The sequence below is a fragment of the Rhodococcus sp. NPDC059234 genome, assembly GCF_042754225.1.
Taxonomy (GTDB): Bacteria; Actinomycetota; Actinomycetes; order Mycobacteriales; family Mycobacteriaceae; genus Rhodococcus_G.
The window spans coordinates 1-19,683 of sequence record NZ_JBHZAH010000009.1 but is presented as its reverse complement, the minus strand read 5'-3'; the positions used below and the strand labels follow the sequence as shown (position 1 = coordinate 19,683).

Genomic DNA, 19,683 nt, shown 5'->3' with positions numbered 1-19,683 from the left:
ACCACTAGGGTGTCGGTCATGAGTACCCCTCCCGACCCGATGACCTCGGTACCCCCGGCCGTCGAGTCGGCTCTGCGTGAGTTCTTCGCCAGTCGCCGCGGCCTCACCGACGCCGTCGGCGGGACGTTCACCGACGCGGTCGCCGCGCTCGAGTCCTTCGTCCTGCGCGGCGGCAAGCGGGTGCGGCCGGCGTTCGCCTGGACCGGCTGGCTCGGTGCGGGCGGCGACGCCGCCGGCCCGGACGCCGACGCGGTGCTGCGGGCCTGCTCGGCTCTGGAACTGGTGCAGGCCTGCGCCCTGGTGCACGACGACATCATCGACTCCTCCGGCACCCGGCGCGGGTTCCCGACATTGCACGTCGAGTTCGCGGATCGGCATCGCACCGGCCTGTGGTCGGGCGAACCGGCGAAGTTCGGCGAGTCGATCGCGATCCTGCTCGGCGACCTGGCGCTGGCCTGGGCGGACGACATGATCCGCGAGTCCGGGGTTGACGCGGCCGCGCAGCGACGGCTCGGGCCGGTGTGGTCGGCGATGCGGACCGAGGTCCTGGGCGGGCAGTACCTGGACGTGAGCACCGAGGTCACCGCCGACGAGTCGGTGGCGGCGGCCCTGCGCATCAACCGGTACAAGACGGCGGCCTACACCATCGAGCGGCCGCTGCACCTGGGCGCGGCGCTGGCCGGCGCCGACGACGACCTGATCGCCGCGTACCGCGAGTTCGGCACCGACATCGGCATCGCCTTCCAGCTGCGCGACGACCTGCTCGGCGTGTTCGGCGATCCCGAGGTCACCGGCAAGCCTTCGGGCGACGACCTGCGCGAGGGCAAGCGGACCGTGCTGTTCGCCGAGGCGCTGCTGCGTGCCGACGCGAGCGATCGCGGCACCGCGGACGTGCTGCGCCGCAGCATCGGCACCGACCTCTCCGACGAGCAGGTGCACCGGCTCCGCGAGGTCATCACCGACCTGGGCGCCGTCGACGCGGTGGAGCGTCGCATCGACGAGTTGACCACGACGGGCCTGCGCGCACTGGAGGCCTCGTCCGCGACCGCGGAGGCCACGTCCAGTCTGCGGTCGATGGCGATGGCCGTCGCCCGACGCGACGCCTGATGACGCGGGTCGTTCCCGGCCGCACCGACCGGGTGGTGGTCGTCGGGGCCGGGCTGTCCGGGCTCGCGGCGGCGCTGCACCTGCGCGGTTCCGGCCGGGAGGTGACCCTCCTCGAGCGCGACGACACGGTCGGCGGCCGGGTCGGCATGCGCTCCGGACCCGGATACGAGATCGACAGCGGTGCAACCGTTCTGACGATGCCCGAACTGGTAACCGAGGCCCTGGCAGCGGTCGGCGCAGACTTCGGCACCGTCGACCCACCGCTGCGACTGCGGCCCCTCACCCCCGCCTACCACGCGCGGTTCGCCGACGGCACCGCCCTCGAGGTCCACTCCGACCCCGACGCGATGGCGGCGGAGGTCGCGCGGGTGTTCGGGCCCGCGGAGGCGACGCGGTACCGCGGGCTGCGGGACTGGCTCGCGCGTCTGTACGCCGCCGAGTTCGACCGCTTCATCGACGCGAACTTCGACTCCGCGCTGGACCTGGTCAACTCTCGACTCGCATGGGCCGACGTCACCACCCTGGTCCGGATCGGCGGGTTCGGCCGGCTGGGACCGAAGGTCGCGCGGCTCGTCCGGGACCCTCGGCTGCAGCGGGTGTTCACCTTCCAGTCGCTGTACGCCGGCACCAGTCCCGCGAAGGCGCTCGGCATCTACGGCGTGATCGCCCACATGGACACCTCGATGGGCGTCTACTTCCCCGACGGCGGGATGCGCACCATCGCGCAGGCGATGGCGAACGCGTTCACAGGCGCGGGCGGAGTGCTCCAACTGGGCACCGAGGTCACCCGCATCGAGTACGAAGGCGACCGCGCCCGGCGAGTGCTCACCGCCGACGGGTCGAGCGTCGAGAGCGACGCCGTGGTGCTCACCGCCGACCTCGGCGGCGCGCAGGCGCTGCTGCCCTCGCGCATTCGGCCCCGCAGGCCGGTGCGGCACTCCCCGTCCGCGGTGGTCGCGCACGGCACGATCCCCGTCGAGGTGACGCGGCGGTGGGCCGGAAGCGGTCACCACACCATCGACTTCGGTGCCGAGTGGGAGCGCACGTTCACCGAGATCACCGCGCGGCGCGGTCGCGGCCGGCTGATGAGCGACCCGTCGCTGCTGCTGACCCGGCCGGCGTGCACCGACGAGAGCCTGCTGCTGACCCGCGACGGGCAGTCGCACGAACCGCTGTCGATACTCGCGCCGTGCCCCAACCTCGAGAGCGCGCCGCTGGACTGGCCGGCCCTCGGCGGACCGTACGTCCGCGAGCTGCTCGCCGAACTCGAGGGCCGTGGCTACACCGGCATCGCGAAGCACTTCCGGGTCGATCTCGTCGACACGCCGCAGACGTGGGCGGACCTCGGCATGTCCGCGGGCACCCCCTTCGCGGCCGCGCACACCTTCGCGCAGACCGGACCTTTCCGGCGCGGCAACCTCGATACGGGAGCCTCGAACGTGGTGCTGGCAGGCTGCGGCACCACGCCCGGAGTCGGGGTGCCGACCGTTCTCGTCTCGGGCAAGCTGGCCGCACAACGGATCATCGGCGCTCGCCCGGGTGTCGCCCGGGCGAACCGCAGGTGAACTGCGCGAACACGCACCCGACAGGCGTCGCTGATCACGTCGTTTCCCAGGCCCGGCCGCGGAGCTACTAAACTGGCCCACCGTCCACACCTGCCACCGCCGTCCCGCACGACCGCGGTGGCCACGCCGCGCAACCTTGGGGGAAGATCCGCACAGATGACGTCCCCCACTCCCGCTGTCGACGGACGCACCGACGGTGACGCCCCCGCCGCCGCCGGCGGCCGCTCGCGCGCGGTCGCGGACTTCCTGCGCTGCGATGCCGGGCACGCCGCCGTCACCGGGTTCCTTGGCGCGGTGATGATCACCTTCGGCGGGTTCGGGTCCGGTGCGGTACGGCGACAGGATCCCCTGCTCGAGGCCCTGCACCTGTCGTGGCTGCGGTTCGGTCACGGTCTCGTCCTCTCGACCGCGATCGTCTGGATCGGTGTGCTGCTCATGATCGCGGCGTGGGTGCGGCTCGGCCGCGCCACGCTCGCCGACGACGTCAGTGTCGGCGAGCTGCGCTGGATCGTCCCGGCCTGGACCGCACCGCTGCTGCTCGCGGTGCCGATGTTCAGCCGCGACGCCTTCTCGTACCTGGCCCAGGGCGCGCTGCTGCGCGACGGCTTCGACCCGTACGCGGTCGGCCCCGTCGCGAATCCCGGAGTACTGCTCGACAACGTCAGCAACGTGTGGACCACCACCACCGCGCCCTACGGGCCGGTGTCGCTGCTGCTCGGCCAGGGCATCACCTCGATCACCGGCGACAACGTGATCGCCGGGACGATGCTGCTGCGCCTGACCATGCTGCCCGGCCTCGCCCTGACCATGTGGGCGCTGCCGCGGCTGGCCCGCCAGCTCGGTGGCAACCCCGCGGTGGCGCTGTGGCTGGCGGTGCTCAACCCGCTGATCCTGATCCACCTCATCGGCGGCGTGCACAACGAGATCCTGATGGTCGGCCTGATGGTCGCCGGCATCACACTCGTGCTGGACCGGCACCACGTCGCGGGCATCGCGTTGGTCGCGCTCGGCGTCGCGGTCAAGGCGATGGCCGGGGTGGCGCTGCCGTTCCTGGTCTGGATCTGGATGATCCACGAGCGCGAGCGCGCCGAGGCCTCCTCGGGCGAAGCCTCGGGCGAAGTAGCGCAGCGTCGGGAGCCGGCCGGACCGATCGCGCTGTTCGCGAAGACCGCGGGCGCCGGGCTCGCGGTCTTCGCCGCCGTCTTCGCGGCCGCCTCGCTGATCGCCGGGGTCGGCCTCGGCTGGCTCACCGCACTGTCCGGCTCCGCGAAGATCATCAACTGGCTCTCGCTGCCGACGATCATGGCGCACGTGGTCACCGTCGGGACGTCCTGGTTCACCGGCCTGCGGCTGGGCCCGGTGCTCGAGGTGACCCGCGCGATCTGTGCGGTCGCGATGGTGATCGCACTGGTGGCCGTCTGGTGGCGCTTCCGCAAGACCCCACGACAGGCCGTGCTCGGCATCCTCGTCGCGCTGGTGGTCATCGTGGTGCTCTCCCCCGCCGCGCTGCCCTGGTACTACTCGTGGCCGCTGGCCATCGCCGCCGGATTCGCCATGTCCACCACGACGCTGGTGATCCTGGTCGGGCTGTCGACCTGGCTGATGCTGGTCTTCCAGCCGGACGGCTCGATCGGCCTCTACACCCTGCCCCACGTGCTGCTCGCGACGTTCGCGGCGGTCGTGGCGGCCCGTTCGCTCGTGACCGTGGACCCGCTGCGGATCCGGTCGGTCAGCGGGCATCCCGGGTCCGAGCCCGAAGCGTCCTCGAGCGCGCCCACGCCCGGCCTGGCCGTCGCCCGGGACTGACATGACCGCACTGCACGACGCCGCGCCGGGGGCGGTCCCGGCGGTCGGCGACCTCGCCGACGCCTACCGGTACTGCCGTCGGCTCGCCGCCGAACACGGCAAGAGCTACTACCTGGCCACCCGGCTCCTGCCCGAACGGCGCCGTCCAGCCGTCCACGCCCTGTACGGGTTCGCCCGCACCGTCGACGACCTGGTCGACGTCGAGGCGACCGCCGGTCGCCCGGCCGCGGACTGCCTCGCCGAACTCGACCGGGTGGAGTCCGAACTGCTCGCCGCGGTCGCGGGTGCGCCGCGGCGCGGCACCCGGGCGGCGGTACTGGCCGTCGCAGACACCATCGACCGGTACTCGATCGAACTCGACCACTTCACCGCCTTTCTCTCGTCCATGCGGATGGACCTGCCCGGCGCCCCCGGCTACCGGGCCGTCTACGGCACGATGGACGAGTTGCGCGAGTACATGCACGGGTCGGCGGCCGCCATCGGAATGCAGATGCTGCCCGTCCTCGGCACCGTGACCACGGTCGCGGAAGCCGAGCCCGCCGCCGCGGCGCTGGGCGAGGCGTTCCAGCTCACCAACTTCATCCGCGACGTCGGTGAGGACCTCCGCCGCGGTCGGGTCTACCTGCCCGCCGACGAGCTCTCGGCGTTCGGCGTGGACGCGGACCTGCTGCGCGACTGCCAGCGCACCGGCCGGACGGATCCGCGGGTCGAGCGGGCGCTGGCGCATTTCGTGGCCGTCAACCGCGACTACTACCGGCGCGCCGAGCCCGGGCTGGCGATGCTCGACCGCCGGGTGCGGCCCGGGATGACCGCCGCCTTCGAGCTGTACGCGGCGATCCTCGGCGAGGTCGAGGACGGCGGCTACCGGGTGCTGGACCGGCGGGCGGTGGTGCCCCGGCGCCGGCGGGTCGCGCTCACCGCCCCACGGCTGCTGGGCATGCTCGCGGCGACCGTCCGTTAGTCCGTGGGGTCGGCTTCTAGTCCGTCGAGGCGGCCTCGCCGAGCGCCTGCACGCGGGCACTGACCGACCGGCCGAGTCCCGCGACCTCCGCGTCCATCTCGGGCAGCAGCCTCCGCGCGTTCCTCCGGACGTCGCGTTCGGCGAGCGGGGTCTGCATGAGGGGCTTCAGCCAGCGGGCCGCGCCGACCCAGCCGGGTACGTTGATCCGCTTGGCACGACGCTCGACACCCCGCTCGAAGCGGCGGCCGCAGGCCTCGACGGTCGTCGTCTTGCCCAGCGGGCCCGGCAGCGCGGCGAGCATCTTCCGGAACGCGGGCAGGTCGGCCTTCGCGTCCTGGACCATCGGGGTGTCGATCCACGCCATGTGTGCGGACCCCACGTCGACGCCGAGATGCGCGACCTCGAGCCGCAGCGAGTTCGCGAAGTGTTCCACCCCCGCCTTGGCAGTGCAGTACGCCGTCAGTCCCGGCGCCGCCGCGTACGCCGCAGCCGAGGAGACGACCAGGACGTAGCCCCGACGTTCGACGATCGACGGGAGCGCGGCGCGCACGGTGTGGAAGACACCCAGCACATTGACCTCGATCACGCGCCGGAACGCCGCCGGGTCCACGGCGAGCACGCTGCCGTAGCTGGCGATGCCGGCGTTGGCCATCACGATGTCGATGCCGCCGAACCGCTCGATCCCCTGCGCCACCGCCGCCTCCATGGCGGACAGGTCACGCACGTCCGCAACGACGGGCAGCGCGTGGGGACCGAGTTCGTCGGCGAGCGCCGCCAGGGGTTCGCGGTCCAGGTCCACCAGGACCAGGCGAGCGCCGCGCCGGTGCAGGCGTCTGGCGACCTCTGCGCCCACCCCGCGCGCGCCACCGGTGATGAGGACGACCTTGCCGGACAGACTGGTCATGACTGTCGAGCCTAGATCGCGCGGACGGGTCCCGACCGGGAATCGCCGGGACGGCCGGATCTCAGGAGGCCCCGACCTGGGTCAGGTCGGTACGCCATTGCCTGGGTCAGGTCAGAACGCCATTGCCTGGGCTCGGCGGACCACCTCGCGGGCGGAGTCGGTGTGCAGCACGGCGGCCGGGGTGCCCGGCAGGGTCTCGTCCTCGGTGAACAGCCAGCGCAGGATCTCCTCGTCGCTGTAACCGCCGTCGCGCAGGACCACCAGCAGTCCGGGCAGGAACCGGACCACCTCGCCCTCCTCGACGAAGAAGGCCTCGGGGACGCCGAGCACGCCTGACCGGCGGACCGCGATCAGCGAGCCGTCGCGGAGCATCTGGTGCACGCGCGTGACGGCCACGCCGAGCAGCTTCGCCACGTCGGGCAGCTGCCACAGTTCCACGGAGGGGTCGAGGACGTCGTCGCAATAAGGGATGGCACTCACACCGCTAACGGTATCGGGTGCCGCCGCAGCTCCGCGCCGCTGGCTACCATCGATGCGGACATTGTCGACGGGAAGAGGGGTATGCACGGGTGGGGCCAGGAGATCAGCGACTGATCGGCACACTGCTCGACCGCCGCTATCGGGTGGACTCCCCGATCGCGCGCGGCGGCATGTCGATGGTCTATCGCGGGATGGACCTGCGGTTGGACCGTCCGGTCGCGATCAAGGTGATGGATCCCAAGTTCGCGCAGGACCCGCAGTTCGTCGCCCGTTTCGAGTTCGAGGCGCGGGCGGTGGCTCGGCTCAGCCATCCCGGTCTGGTCGCCGTGTACGACCAGGGGGTCGACGGCGAGCACGCCTTCCTGGTGATGGAGCTGGTCGCCGGCGGCACGCTGCGTGAGCTGCTGCGCGAGCGCGGACCGATGCCGCCGCACGCAGCGGCCGCCGTCACCGGTCCGGTGCTCGACGCGCTGGCCGTCGCGCACCGTGCGGGGCTGGTGCATCGCGACATCAAGCCGGAGAACATCCTGATCTCCGATTCCGGCGAGGTGAAGATCGCCGACTTCGGCCTGGTGCGCGCGGTGGCGGGGTCGAACGCGACCTCGACCAGCGTGATCCTCGGCACCGCGGCGTACCTGTCACCGGAACAGGTGACGAGCGGCAATGCGGACGCCCGCAGCGACGTCTACGCGACCGGCGTGCTGCTGTTCGAAATGCTCACCGGGCGAACGCCTTTCACCGGAGACACCTCGCTGTCCATCGCCTATCAGCGGATCAACGCCGACGTGCCCAGCCCCGGTTCGGTGATTCCCGGGGTGCCCGAGGAGTTCGACCAGCTGGTGCTCGACGCGACGGCCCGCAACCCCGACGAACGCTTCGCCAACGCGGGCGACATGGCCGCGGCACTGCGGTCGGTCGGTCACCTGCTGCAGCTGCCCGCGTACCGAGTGCCGGCCCCGCGCCAGTCGGCGCAGCACCTGAGCGCGGCGATGCAGGTCGCCGGGGCGGTCGAACCGCGTCCCGCGGGACCGACCGCGGCCGATGCCGCGCCCACCGTGGTGACGGCGGCGCCTCCCGCACCCGCAACCGTCGCGCTCGGCCCCCATCCCGCGGTCGAGCACGTGGCGCCCCAGCACACGAAGGTGGTCACCGACGTGACCCGCCGCTCGGACGAGGCTCCCGTCGAGGCGACGAGGGTCCAGCGCCGGGAGGCGGCGCAGTACGAGTACCCGGACTTCGCGGCGCAGCGACAGCGGTCGCGGCGCTCGATGCTCGTATGGCTGACCGTGATCCTGTTGCTCGCGCTGGCGGTCGGGATCGGCGGCTGGTGGATGGGGTCGGGCCGCTACACGGCGGTGCCCGCGGTCAACGGAATGGATCGGGCGACCGCCGCGTCCACGCTGGCGGCGGCGGGACTCGATTCCGAGGTCCGCGGCGAGTACTCGAACACTGCCCCGGTCGACGCCCTGCTCGGCACCGATCCGACCGCCGGTTCGCGGGTGGCCCGAAACGGAACGGTCGCGCTGCTGGTGTCGCAGGGCCGTCCTGCGGTTCCCGCGCTGACGGCCGGCGAGGACCGCGCGCGGGTCGAGCAGGAGCTGAAGGACCGGACGTTCGTGCCGGTCGACGGTGGCGAGGCGTTCAGCACGAAGGCGCCGGTCGGTGCGGTCGCGGCACTCGATCCGGGGCCGGGCACGGTGCTGGACGTGGGCTCGCAGGTGCGGATCGTGCGGAGCAAGGGGTCCCCGCCCGCCCAGATTCCCAACCTGCGCGGCAAGTCGGTCGACGAGGCCCGGGCGGCGCTGGACGGAATCGGCGTGGTGGTCTCCGGCACCGAAGAGGTCTTCGACGCGGGTGTCGACGCAGGCGACGTCGTCGGGACCGATCCGGCCGGCGGAACCACGGTGGGTGCGGGTTCGACGGTGAAGCTGACCGTCTCGAATGCTGTGAAGCTGCCGTCGATGCTAGGGCGCACGGTCGGATCCGCCCGCGAGGAGCTGACCGGACTCGGACTCGAGGTACAGGTCAGGCAGGCGGTGGTGACCGACCGTTCCCTGGTCCTCACGCAGACGCCAGGGGCCGGCGAACGAGTCCGGCCGGGCAGCAAGGTCACGCTGGTGGCCTTGCCCTGAGATCGCGGGGACGGTTGCCAGGATCGCTGTTGCCCGGCGCCGGACCCGGACACTTCGTCTACCCGATGTGGGTTACCGGCAGCTGACCCACGGCCCCGGCTCAGTCCTTCCCGTTGAACACGGCGAAGGCGCCGCCCTGCGGATCGGTCAGCAACGCGAATCGGCCGGTGTCCGGGATGTCGGTACCCGGCACGTGCACCTGGCCACCGAGGGACGTCGCCTTCGCGACCGCGGCGTCGACGTCGTCGACCCCGAAGTACAGCGCCCAGTGCGGCGGCACGTCGTCCGGGAAGTCCACGCCCATCGCCATCATCCCGCCGAAGTCGTTGCCGGCCACCCCGAACTGGGTGTAGCCGTCGCCGGCGTTGACGGTCCAGTCGAAGACCCTCGTGTAGAACGCCTGTGCCGCGGCGGTGTCCCGGGTTCGCAGTTCGATCCAGCACAGCGCGCCGGTCTCGTTCAGGCGTCCCGCACCCGGGAACGCGCGGCCCTCCCAGACCGAGATCACCGCGCCCGTCGGGTCGGCGAGCACCGCGAACCGTCCCAGGTCGAACACGTCCATCGCCTCGACCATCACCGTCCCGCCCGCCTCGGTGGCCGCCCGCACCGTCGCATCGACGTCGGCGACCGCGATCGACGCCGTCCACGCGACCGGCTGTCCCTCCTGGAACAGCGGCGTCACCGCGGCGACGGGATCCTCGTCGAGCAGCATCATCGTGTAGCCGCCGGCCTCGGTGTTCGGTTCGGCCTCCGGCTGCCAGCCGAGCAGTCCGCCGTAGAACGCTCCGGCGGCGTCGGTGTCGGTGGTGCCGAGCTCCGCCCAACAGGGCGCGCCGAGCTGCGTTTCGGTGATCTTCATGGCGATTCCCTCACTCCGGTTGGTGTGTCGAACCGATCACCGCGACGGTAGCGCCGGGCACCGACATGTTCGAGTCCGGCCGAGACGCGAAACGGCCCGCCCCACATCGGGGACGGACCGTGTCGCGTCGACGTCGTTTCGCTCAGCCGCGCAGCATCTCCGCGACGAGGAAGGCCAGTTCGAGCGACTGCTGGGTGTTCAGCCGGGGGTCGCACGCGGTCTCGTACCGGCCCGACAGGTCGAGGTCCGAGATGTCCTGCGCGCCGCCGAGGCACTCGGTGACGTTCTCGCCGGTGAGCTCCACGTGGATGCCGCCCGGATGGGTGCCCAGACCGTTGTGCACCTCGAAGAACCCCTGCACCTCGTCGACGATGCGGTCGAAGTGGCGGGTCTTGTAGCCGGTGGACGCCTCGTGCGTGTTGCCGTGCATGGGGTCGCACTGCCAGATCACCTGGTGACCGGTGGCCTGGACCTTCTCGATGATCGCGGGCAGCAGGTCGCGGACCTTGCCGTTGCCCATCCGCGAGATCAGCGTGAGCCGGCCCGGCTTGTTGGTGGGGTCGAGGCGCTCGACGTACTCGACGGCCATCTCCGGCGTCGTCGTCGGACCGATCTTGAGGCCGATCGGGTTCGAGACCAGCTCGGCGAACGCGATGTGCGCGCCGTCGAGCTGACGGGTGCGATCGCCGATCCACAGGAAGTGAGCCGACAGGTCGTAGAGCTTGGGGTGGTCGTCGTCGTTGTCGAGGCGCAGCATCGCGCGCTCGTAGTCGAGGACCAGCGCCTCGTGGCTGGCGAAGATCTTCGCCTGGTGCAGCGTCGGGTCGGTGACGCCGCACGCACTCATGAACCGGAGGCCGTGGTCGATCTCCTTGGCCAGCGACTCGTAGCGGGCGCCGGCGGGCGAGGACGCGACGAACTCGCGGTTCCAGTCGTGCACCTTGTGCAGGTCCGCCATCCCGGCGCCGGTGAGGGCGCGCACCAGGTTCATCGCGGCGCTGGCGTTGGCGTACGCGCGCACCAGCCGGGACGGGTCGTGCTCACGCACGGCCGCGTCGGCGACCAGCGAGTTCACCATGTCGCCGCGGTACGACTTGAGCCCGAGCGAGTCGACGTCCGCCGACCGCGGCTTGGCGTACTGACCGGCGATGCGGGCGACCTTGACCACCGGCAGGCTCGCGCCGTAGGTCAGCACGACCGCCATCTGCAGCAGCGTGCGGATGTTGCCCTTGATGTGCGGCTCGGTGTTGTCGGCGAAGGTCTCCGCGCAGTCACCGCCCTGCAGCAGGAAGGCCTCGCCGCGGGCCACGTCGGCGAGGTTGGCCTGGAGCTGCTCCACCTCGCTCGCCACGGTGATCGGCGGCACGCTCTCGAGAACGGTGCGCATCGCCGCGGCCTGGTCCTCCGGCCAGGACGGCTGCTGAGCGGCGGGCTTGCTCAGCGCCTCGTCCAGCTTCTGACGCATCGCTGCGGGCAGCGGCGGGAGTTCGGGCAAGCGGTCGATCGGCACGTCGACAGTCCAGTTCACCCGTACAGGATATTCGCAATCCCGATCCGGCGGCGCGATGGGTGCGATTCGGCGGGCCGTGTCCGTCGTTCGACTGTCAGCGAAGCGTGAGCGCAGTGCGGATCGCCTCGAACTTGACCAGGTTGTGGCGGGCGTCGGCGAGCGCGTCGTGGGCGTCACCGGGCGCCGCGGGGAGCGCAGGCGATCCGGAGTCCTCCCAGTACTGCTTGAGCTCGCGGGTGAATCGCGGCATCGACTGCGGCAGCGCGGTCATGTCACCCCACAGCTGACACAGCGCGACGTGGTCGTAGGCGGCGACCCAGGCCCACAGCTCGGGGGTGATGCCCGGCCTCGGGATCAGGAATTTCAGCAGGTCGTTGCGGATCTGTTCACGAGAACGCCACAGCGGCGAGGACGGCTGCGGGAGCTTCGGGAGCACGTTCGCCCGCACCCACTTCCCGGCCCGGTCGGGGTCGAACTCGGTGGAGACGGCGTAGAACTCCCGGCCGTCCTCGGCGGCCACACCGATCGACACCAGGTCGATTGTGCGACCATCCTCGATGAACTCGCAGTCGTAGAAGTAGCGCACGCAGGAACAGTAGTGCGCCCGGCACACTGGTGCTGCGACTGCCCCCGACCCGAAGGATGACTGGTGCAGACTCCCCGTGACGCTGGGACCGACGCTGCCCGCACCGCCGACCCCGGCGCACGCCCTTCGGGCGCGACGGCGCTCGGCGCGCTGGCCCGCCTCGGCGTGCTGGTCGCGGTGGTCGTCGGTGTGGCGTACAACCTGGTGGGCTTCCCTCGACTGCGCGAAGTCGGCAGCTTCTACCGGATCGACCTCGACGTGTACCGGATCGGGGGAACCGCGTTCGCGCACGGCGTGCCGCTGTACGGTCAGCTGCCCGCGACCGCGCTGGGCAATCCGCTGCCGTTCACCTACCCCCCGCTGGCCGCGATCGTGTTCGGTCCGCTGTCCGCGCTGACCCTCGATCAGGCCAGCGTCGCGCTGACGGTGCTGTCGCTGGCCGCACTGCTCGCGACGGTCCTGCTGACGTTGCGCTCCCTCGGTTTCGTCGACCGCACGACGACGTGGTGGACGGCGGGCGCGGTGTTCGCCGGCGCCCTCGTCCTCGAACCGGTCTACTCGACCCTCGACTACGGCCAGATCAATATCGTGCTGATGGCCCTCGTCGTCGCGGACTGCCTGCTGCCGAAGACGCCGTGGCCGCGCGGACTGCTGGTCGGCCTGGTCGCCGCGGTGAAGCTGACGCCCGCCGTGTTCGTGCTGTACTTCCTGCTGCGCAAGGACTTCCGTGCCACCGTGTGGACCGCGATCGGATTCCTCGGCGGCACCGCGATCGGTTTCGCGGTCACGTTCTCGGACTCGAAGCAGTACTGGACCGACACCCTGATCGACTCGAACCGGATCGGCAAGCCCGCCTACCCGGGCAACCAGTCGATCACCGGGATGCTGGCCCGGCTGGGCCTCGACCCGTCGCTGCGGACTCCGGTGTGGGCGCTGTTGTGCCTGCTCGTTCTCGTGGTGACGGTGATCGCGGTGCGGCGCGCGTTCGCGTCCGGGCAACCCGCGCTCGCGCTCACCGCGACGGCCCTGTTCGGCCTGCTGGCCTCGCCGGTGTCGTGGTCACACCACTGGGTGTGGGTGGTGCCCGTCCTGATGATCTTCGGCCACCTGGCGTTCGCGGCGGCGCCGCAGGACGCGTGGCGGAGGGCACTGTGGGCGGGCTGGACGATCGGCAGCGTCGCCCTGCTGGTGATCGCGCCGCACTGGCGTCTGGCCCCGGGCCGCAGCAGCGGGCTGGGTTGGCCGCTGTGGGACCAGTTCCTGGCGTCCTCGTACGTGTGGTGGGGCATCGCGACCCTCGTCCTCATCGCGGCGGTCCGGATCGCACCGGTGCCCGTGGGACGAGAGCGCAGCGTCGACGAGGCGGACCTGACGCCGGTCCCGGTCGGCTGACAGACGGCCGGGGGCGGCCGGGGGTCAGCTGGCCTGGGTGTCGGGAATCCGGTCGGCGCCGCCACCGTCGCCCTGGGTACCGGTGTCGCCGTCGGTGACGGCGGAGACCTCCGGGGCGACCGGACCGGACGCGGCGGGCCGGTTCCGCAGCGTCGCGGCGTAGATGTCGACGTACTCCTGACCCGAGAGCTTCATCAACGTGTACATCACCTCGTCGGTGACGGCCCGCTCGACGAACCGGTTCCCCGCCATACCGTTGAAACGCGAGAAGTCCAGCGGCGCACCGACCTTCACCACGATCTTCGTGGGCCGGGGAAACTTCGAGCCGATCGGGTTCAGCTTGTCGGTGCCGACCATCGCCACCGGGATCACCGGCACACCGGCCTGCAACGCCATCCGCGCCATCCCCGTCTTGCCCTTGTACAGCCGACCGTCCGGCGACCGGGTGCCCTCGGGGTAGATGCCGAGCAGGTTGCCCTCCCCGAGGACCCGCAGACCCGCATTGAGGGCGTCACTGGCCGCGTCGGCACCGGTCCGGTCGATCGGAACCTGCCCGACCGCGGAGAAGAACCACTTCTGGAACCGGCCCTTGAACCCGGTGCCGGTGAAGTACTCGCTCTTGGCGAGGAAGGTGATCATCCGCGGCGACATCAGCGGCAGGTAGAACGAGTCCATCACGGCCTGGTGATTGCTGGCGAGGATCGCCGGACCCTTGGTCGGAAGATGCTCCGCGCCTTCGATGCGCGGCCTGCCGAGGGCGAACAGAATCGGCCCGAGAAGAACGTATTTGAACAGCCAGTACCACATGGCGCCTTCCCGAAGTCAACCGTGCTCACACCGTATTTTCGTGTTCCACGACTGTACCGGGCAGCCCGTTCCGACGACCACACGTGGGACCCACGGTGGTCGTGCTCACAGCCGGACCCGGCCGTCCGGAGCGGGCCGGGCAGTCACGTGAGTGCGACGCGGGCGAGCTCCGCGGCGCCGATCATCGCCGCCGCCTCTCCGAGCTGGGTGCGCCTGATCCGCGCGCGCGGCCGGTGCCCGGCGCCGGTCAGCAGCCGGGTGTAGTGCTCGCGCGCGTCGTCGAGGTACAACCCGGCGGAGCCGGCCACCCCACCCGCGATCACCACCAGGTCGGGGTCGAAGACGTCCCCGACCATCGCCAGCCCGACCCCGAGCCACTGCGCGAAGTCCGCCATCGTGCGCAGCGCCAGCTTGTCGCCGTCCTGCGCCGCCCCCGCCACCCGCCGGCCGGTGAGCGACCCGGGGTCCCGGGCGACCTCCGGGGCGAGGACCGTCGACTCGTCCGGGTTCGCGGCCAGCATCTCGATTGCCGTCTGCACCAATGCCGTTCCGCTGCAATACCGTTCCCAACACCCGCGCTTGCCGCACGCACAGGCCCGACCGTCCGGCACGACCTGCAGGTGACCGAGTTCCGGTGCGACGCCGTGACTGCCGCGGTACAGCACACCGTCGATCAACAGGGCCGCACCGATTCCGGTGCCGATCGCGACCGTCACCACGTTGCCGCCCCCTGACGCCGCACCGAATCGATGCTCCGCCCAGGCCGCCGCGTTCGCGTCGTGTTCGAGGACCACCGGCAGCCCGACCCGGTCGGACAGCTCGCGCGCCACCGACACGTCCGCCCACGGCAGGTGCGGTGCGAACCGCACCCGCGTCCGGTCACGGTTGACGAAGCCGGCGACCGCGAGCCCGACCGCCCCGATCTCGTGCCGGTCCACCAGTTCGCGCACCGTCCGGTCCAGCGCCTCGTCGAGCGGCTTGGCGGACTGCGGGGTCGGCGCCTGCGCGGAGTCGAGCACCTGCCCGTCCGCGTCGACCACCGAGGCCCGGATGCTGGTTCCGCCGACGTCGATCCCGACCGTCAGTGCCGAGGTGCCCGCGCGAGTGCCCATGTCAGGGATTGTCCTCGACCCGCACGGTGATCGGGACGAACGAGCGTGGCCGGCCCGTCGGCGCGTCGCCGCCGCCCGGACCGTCGCCGGGGCCCGGGTGCGACCCGTGCTCGTCGAGCAGGGCCCGGACCAGCGCGAGCAGGGTCGCGGCCTGTGAGGCCAGCAACGTGACCAGGTCGTGCTGCTCGCCCCGCGCCAGCGCCGCCAGCGCGCAGACCGGGCACCAGGTGCAGCCGTAGGGTCCGGGCTCGCCGTCGTCGGGATCCGCCGCGTTCGCGGCCGCCTCCGCCGCCCGGTCCAGCATCGGTTCGAGCCGCTCGAGTGCGAGATGGGTGAGCGCGCGCAACTCCGCGATCAGGTCCGCGTGGTCGCCGCTCACGTCGGCCACACCTCCGGGTCCGGGCGGAAGCGCACCACCAGGTCGCCGCCCTCGAAGCCGGCGCTGTCGGTGACGCACCGCCGCAGCACGGACGCCAGGGTGAGCCGGCGGCGGATGCCCGCGGCACCGATGAGCAGGTCGTCCTCGACCCGGCCGACGGTCAGCGTCGACGGGTCGACCAACGGCAACGGCAGCCGAAGCGCATACAACGACTCCACTCCCGCCCCCGATTCCAGTGCGACTGTCGGACCTGTCACTGCCTCTCCGGCCGGCAACGGCTCGCTCGCACCCGGAAAGAGTGCGTTGGCCAGCGCAGTGAGAGAGGCCAACCCTACCGGCTCACTGCCACAGTCCGATCCGACGAGGACCGGGACGTCGCCGAGCGCGTCGCGCAACCCGTCGACGACCGCTCGCTGATCGGTGCACCGGTCCGCGTACCACCGAAGCACGGGATGCTCGAAGCTGCCGGACGGCTGCGAATCATAGAGTGGCAGAACATTGTTCACGATCACACCGTCGAGGCGCAGCCCGAGCAGCGCCAGCGCGGTCACGGTCCGGCGCGCCTCGGCGGCCGCGACCGCACGCGCGCTGAGCACCAGCCGAACGCCGGTCCTGGTGCCGTCGGTGAGCAGCGCACGAATCGGGGCCGTGGAGTCGACGAGGCGATCCGCGAGCAGCGCGGCGAGCAGTTGCCACTGCGCCGCTCCCGCCCCAGCGGTCACCCGGCGGTGCCGCGGCCAGACCCGCTCGACCGCGTCGGCCACCAGTTCGGGAACGGTCAGCAGGCGCAGCGCGTCCGCGGTCGCCGGGCAGTCCACCAGCACCACGTCCCAGTCCCCGCACTCGGCGAGCCGGGTCACCTCCACGAGACCGGCCAGTTCCTGCGCGCCGGGCAGCCCGGTCAGCTCCTCGGGGTCCGGCAGCGACAGCGGCGACCCGTGCTCGTGGTCGCCGCCGGCCGGGACCATGGCCGAGAGCGCGGCCAGCCGCTGTTCGAGCAGCGCCAGGGTGTCGAGCTCGAGCACCTCGACCCCGTCGGTCACTTCGGTTGCCGTGTCCGCGTCCCCGGGGTGCCGCGGGACGCCGAACACGTCCGAGAGCGAATGTGCCTGGTCGAGCGAGACGACGAGGACCCGCATCCCCTTGCGGGCCAGTGCGATCGCGGTGGCTGCCGCAACGGTCGTCTTCCCGACGCCTCCCTTGCCGACGATCAGCTGCACCCGGGGGTACACGTCGGCGCCCGGCCCGGTCAGCCTTCGACCCTCTTCTTCAATTCCTTGAGCGCGGTGTCGGTGATGGCCTTCTCCGCCTTGCGCTTGAACAGCCCGATCATCGGGATGTTCAGGTCCACCGTCAGCTCGTAGGTCACCACGGTGGAGCCGTCGGGCTGGGGCTCGAGCGTGTACGAACCCGACTGCGCCTTCTGGATCTCGCCGGAGACCAGTTCCCAGGAGACCGAGCGGCCGTCCGCGGCCCAGTCGAACTCGAGCACGTAGGTGTCCTTGACCATGCCCGCGTCGAGCACGAATCGCACCTGCTGCGCGCGCCCGCGCCGGTCGGTCGAGAGCACCTCGACCGACTTCGCCGCGGCCACCCATTCGGGATACGCGTCGTAGTCGGCGATCACGTCCATCACCCGATCGTGCGGTGCGGCGACGGTGATCGACATCTTGGTCTTGTCGGCCATGCGGCGAACGCTTCCTTTCCGACGGCCCGGTTCGCGGGCCGCGTACGTGCGGACTACCCCGTGACAGGGGCGGGCGCCTCGCCCGCGGCCCGGCCCGCCTCGAGGGACTTCTTGGCTTCGAAGGTCATCTCCTTACCCGCGACGCGACGGGTTCGGTTCGCGGCAGCCAGATCCATCGTCGCCAGATCGGCGGGCCCGACTCCGGTCGGCTCGGCATGCAGGAAGTAGTGCACGATCGTCCCGTCCAGGACCGGCTCCAGCCAGACTTCCATCGTCCCGGTCAGCACCCCGCTGACGGTCCAGCGAATCCCCTTGTCTGCGCGGTCTTCCCGCACCGCGACCTGGAGATCCGGCCACCAGCGCCGCCATTTCGACGGGGCGCCGAGCCACTCTGCGACCCGCGCCGGGGCCGCCGCGATGAAGGTCTGGTCCGCGACCTGAATGCTGCTCACCCGATTAGCTTCACATACGCGGGGATGCACGGCGTGGCCCAGGTCGCATCCGCAGGCGTTACAGTGGAACCGAGTAGAAACCTACTCGTCAGTAATCCTCAGTGTCGGAGGTCTTCGTGCGTGAGTTCAGCGTTCCCTCAACATTCACCATCCCCGAGGACGCATCCGCTGTCGACGCGGTCTTCACCCACGCCGCTCAGCGACCCGACCTCGTCGTCTTCAAGCGTCTGGTCGGATCCACCTGGACGCCCGTCACTGCCCGCGACTTCGCGGACCAGGTCACCAAGGTCGCCAAGGGCCTGATCGCACTGGGCGTGCAGCCCGGTGACCGGGTCGCACTGATGTCCGCCACCCGCTACGAGTGGCCGCTGATCGACTTCGCCATCTGGTCCGCGGGCGGCGTCACCGTGCCGGTGTACGAGACCTCCTCCGCCGAGCAGGTCCGCTGGATCCTCGAGGACTCCGCCGCGGTCGCGCTCGTCGTCGAGAACGACGCCCACGTCGCGACCGTCGGCCAGGTCGCCGACGAGTCGCCCGCCCTGCGCAAGGTGCTGCAGATCGAGGGCGGCGACGGCGCGGGCGCGGTCGCGGAGCTCGTGGCGCTCGGAGCCGAGGTCACCGACGAGGAGGTCCGCGCCCGCGCCGACGCCCTCTCCGCCGCCGATCCGGCCACCCTGATCTACACCTCGGGCACCACCGGCCGTCCCAAGGGCTGCCAGCTCACCCACTCGAACCTGATCGCCGAGTCGCGTGGCATCAGCACCTCCGGCTTCGGCGACCTGCTGCGGCCCGGCCGCAGCACCCTGATGTTCCTGCCGTTGGCACACGTGTTGGCCCGCGCCGTCAGCCTCGCGGCGTTCGACGCCGGCGCCACCGTCGGCCACACCGCCGACATCAAGAACCTCGTCGCGACGTTCGGGGTGTTCAAGCCGGACTTCATCCTGTCCGTGCCGCGAGTGTTCGAGAAGGTCTACAACACCGCCCGACAGAAGGCGCACGGCGAGGGCAAGGGCAAGATCTTCGACGCGGCCGCGGAGGTGGCCGTGCAGTGGAGCGAGGCCCAGGACACCGGCGGCGCCGGGCTGGTCCTGAAGGTCAAGCACGCGGTGTTCGACAAGCTGGTCTACGGCAAGCTGCGGGCCGCGCTCGGCGGGCAGTGCCAGCTCGCGATCTCCGGCGGCGCGCCGTTGGGCGCGCGGCTCGGACACTTCTTCCGCGGCATGGGCGTGACCATCTACGAGGGCTACGGCCTGACCGAGACCTCCGCCGCGATCGCGGTGAACACCCCCGGCCACCAGAAGGTCGGCACCGTCGGCAAGCCGTTGGCGGGCAACGCCGTTCGCATCGGTGAGGACGGCGAGATCCTGCTGCGCGGCCCGGTGGTCTTCTCCGAGTACTGGCGCAACGAGGCCGCCAGCAAGGAGGCCGTCGAGGACGGCTGGTTCCACACCGGCGACCTCGGTTCGGTCGACACCGAGGGCTACATCACCATCACCGGCCGCAAGAAGGAGATCATCGTGACCGCCGGCGGCAAGAACGTCGCCCCCGCCGGCCTCGAGGATCACCTGCGGGCGCACCCGCTCATCAGCCAGGCCCTGGTCGTCGGAGACCAGAAGCCGTTCATCGGCGCCCTGATCACCGTCGATCCGGAGGCGTGGCCCGGCTGGAAGGAGCGCAACGGCAAGTCCGCCGGCGCGACCGTCGCCGACCTGGTCGCCGACGTCGACCTGGTCGCCGAGGTGGACGCGGCCATCGCCGACGCCAACAAGCTCGTCTCGCACGCCGAGTCGATCAAGAAGTACCGGATCCTGCCGGTGGACTTCACCGAGGAGACCGGCGAGCTGACGCCGACGCTCAAGCTCAAGCGCAACGTCATCCACCAGAGCTTCGCCAAGGACATCGAGGCCATCTACGCCAAGTAGGCGGCTCCGCCGCCTGTGCGCG

18 protein-coding genes are annotated in these 19,683 nt (G+C 71.2%); 7 read left to right on the top strand and 11 right to left on the bottom strand.

Annotated features, from left to right (window positions below; all coding sequences use genetic code 11):
- Positions 1-18: 18 nt before the first annotated feature.
- The 4 genes from ACFXGJ_RS03660 to ACFXGJ_RS03645 all read left to right on the top strand — a co-directional run bounded on the left by ACFXGJ_RS03660 (position 19) and on the right by ACFXGJ_RS03645 (position 5,439).
- The gene (locus tag ACFXGJ_RS03660) at positions 19-1,107 is read left to right on the top strand and encodes a polyprenyl synthetase family protein (RefSeq protein ID WP_378616591.1); all 1,089 of its coding nucleotides are present in this window, start codon (positions 19-21) and stop codon (positions 1,105-1,107) included.
- On the top strand, positions 1,107-2,672 hold the full coding sequence (crtI, locus tag ACFXGJ_RS03655) for a phytoene desaturase family protein (protein ID WP_378616590.1): 1,566 nt from the start codon (positions 1,107-1,109) through the stop codon (positions 2,670-2,672). Before ACFXGJ_RS03660 ends, crtI begins: the two co-directional genes overlap by 1 nt.
- 156 nt (positions 2,673-2,828) lie before the next feature.
- A complete protein-coding gene (locus ACFXGJ_RS03650; protein ID WP_378616588.1) occupies positions 2,829-4,478 on the top strand; it encodes an alpha-(1->6)-mannopyranosyltransferase A in 1,650 nt (549 codons plus the stop codon).
- A 1-nt stretch (position 4,479) separates the two neighbouring features.
- On the top strand, positions 4,480-5,439 hold the full coding sequence (locus tag ACFXGJ_RS03645; RefSeq protein ID WP_378616586.1) for a phytoene/squalene synthase family protein: 960 nt from the start codon (positions 4,480-4,482) through the stop codon (positions 5,437-5,439).
- Positions 5,440-5,455: 16 nt separating this feature from the next.
- Here the strand turns inward: ACFXGJ_RS03645 and ACFXGJ_RS03640 are convergent, their stop codons facing one another.
- Positions 5,456-6,343 (bottom strand): SDR family oxidoreductase, encoded by an 888-nt coding sequence (locus ACFXGJ_RS03640; protein ID WP_378616584.1) that lies wholly within the window; start codon positions 6,341-6,343, stop codon positions 5,456-5,458.
- A 111-nt stretch (positions 6,344-6,454) separates the two neighbouring features.
- A complete protein-coding gene (locus ACFXGJ_RS03635) occupies positions 6,455-6,823 on the bottom strand; it encodes an Rv2175c family DNA-binding protein (RefSeq protein ID WP_378616582.1) in 369 nt (122 codons plus the stop codon).
- Between the two features lie 89 nt (positions 6,824-6,912).
- Here ACFXGJ_RS03635 and pknB point away from each other — a divergent pair, with 89 nt between their 5' ends.
- The gene (gene pknB / locus ACFXGJ_RS03630; RefSeq protein WP_378616580.1) at positions 6,913-8,955 is read left to right on the top strand and encodes a Stk1 family PASTA domain-containing Ser/Thr kinase; all 2,043 of its coding nucleotides are present in this window, start codon (positions 6,913-6,915) and stop codon (positions 8,953-8,955) included.
- A 100-nt stretch (positions 8,956-9,055) separates the two neighbouring features.
- Here the strand turns inward: pknB and ACFXGJ_RS03625 are convergent, their stop codons facing one another.
- From ACFXGJ_RS03625 to ACFXGJ_RS03615, 3 genes are all read right to left on the bottom strand, one after another.
- A complete protein-coding gene (locus ACFXGJ_RS03625) occupies positions 9,056-9,814 on the bottom strand; it encodes a VOC family protein (RefSeq protein ID WP_378616578.1) in 759 nt (252 codons plus the stop codon).
- 142 nt (positions 9,815-9,956) lie between these two features.
- Positions 9,957-11,342, bottom strand: a complete 1,386-nt coding sequence (locus tag ACFXGJ_RS03620) for a class II 3-deoxy-7-phosphoheptulonate synthase (protein WP_378616576.1) — start codon at positions 11,340-11,342, stop codon at positions 9,957-9,959.
- Between the two features lie 76 nt (positions 11,343-11,418).
- Positions 11,419-11,910, bottom strand: a complete 492-nt coding sequence (locus ACFXGJ_RS03615; RefSeq protein ID WP_378616574.1) for a polyadenylate-specific 3'-exoribonuclease AS — start codon at positions 11,908-11,910, stop codon at positions 11,419-11,421.
- Positions 11,911-11,973: 63 nt separating this feature from the next.
- On the opposite strand from ACFXGJ_RS03615, the gene ACFXGJ_RS03610 reads away from it, so the two are divergent.
- A complete protein-coding gene (locus ACFXGJ_RS03610) occupies positions 11,974-13,302 on the top strand; it encodes a glycosyltransferase 87 family protein (protein ID WP_378616572.1) in 1,329 nt (442 codons plus the stop codon).
- Between the two features lie 24 nt (positions 13,303-13,326).
- On the opposite strand, the gene ACFXGJ_RS03605 is transcribed toward ACFXGJ_RS03610, so the two are convergent.
- From ACFXGJ_RS03605 to ACFXGJ_RS03580, 6 genes are all read right to left on the bottom strand, one after another.
- Complete coding sequence (locus tag ACFXGJ_RS03605) at positions 13,327-14,109, bottom strand: lysophospholipid acyltransferase family protein (protein ID WP_378616570.1); 783 nt, start codon at positions 14,107-14,109, stop codon at positions 13,327-13,329.
- Between the two features lie 143 nt (positions 14,110-14,252).
- Complete coding sequence (locus tag ACFXGJ_RS03600; RefSeq protein ID WP_378616568.1) at positions 14,253-15,221, bottom strand: ROK family protein; 969 nt, start codon at positions 15,219-15,221, stop codon at positions 14,253-14,255.
- A gap of 1 nt (position 15,222) precedes the next feature.
- Entirely contained in the window at positions 15,223-15,600 is a 378-nt protein-coding gene (locus tag ACFXGJ_RS03595) for a hypothetical protein (protein WP_378616566.1), read from the bottom strand.
- A complete protein-coding gene (locus tag ACFXGJ_RS03590) occupies positions 15,597-16,853 on the bottom strand; it encodes an ArsA family ATPase (protein ID WP_378616692.1) in 1,257 nt (418 codons plus the stop codon). Before ACFXGJ_RS03590 ends, ACFXGJ_RS03595 begins: the two co-directional genes overlap by 4 nt.
- A complete protein-coding gene (locus ACFXGJ_RS03585) occupies positions 16,850-17,287 on the bottom strand; it encodes an SRPBCC family protein (RefSeq protein WP_378616564.1) in 438 nt (145 codons plus the stop codon). The genes ACFXGJ_RS03590 and ACFXGJ_RS03585 overlap by 4 nt, the downstream gene beginning before the upstream one ends.
- Positions 17,288-17,340: 53 nt before the next feature.
- Positions 17,341-17,739 (bottom strand): polyketide cyclase / dehydrase and lipid transport, encoded by a 399-nt coding sequence (locus ACFXGJ_RS03580; RefSeq protein ID WP_378616562.1) that lies wholly within the window; start codon positions 17,737-17,739, stop codon positions 17,341-17,343.
- Between the two features lie 116 nt (positions 17,740-17,855).
- On the opposite strand from ACFXGJ_RS03580, the gene ACFXGJ_RS03575 reads away from it, so the two are divergent.
- Positions 17,856-19,661, top strand: a complete 1,806-nt coding sequence (locus ACFXGJ_RS03575) for an AMP-dependent synthetase/ligase (RefSeq protein WP_378616560.1) — start codon at positions 17,856-17,858, stop codon at positions 19,659-19,661.
- Positions 19,662-19,683: the final 22 nt, after the last annotated feature.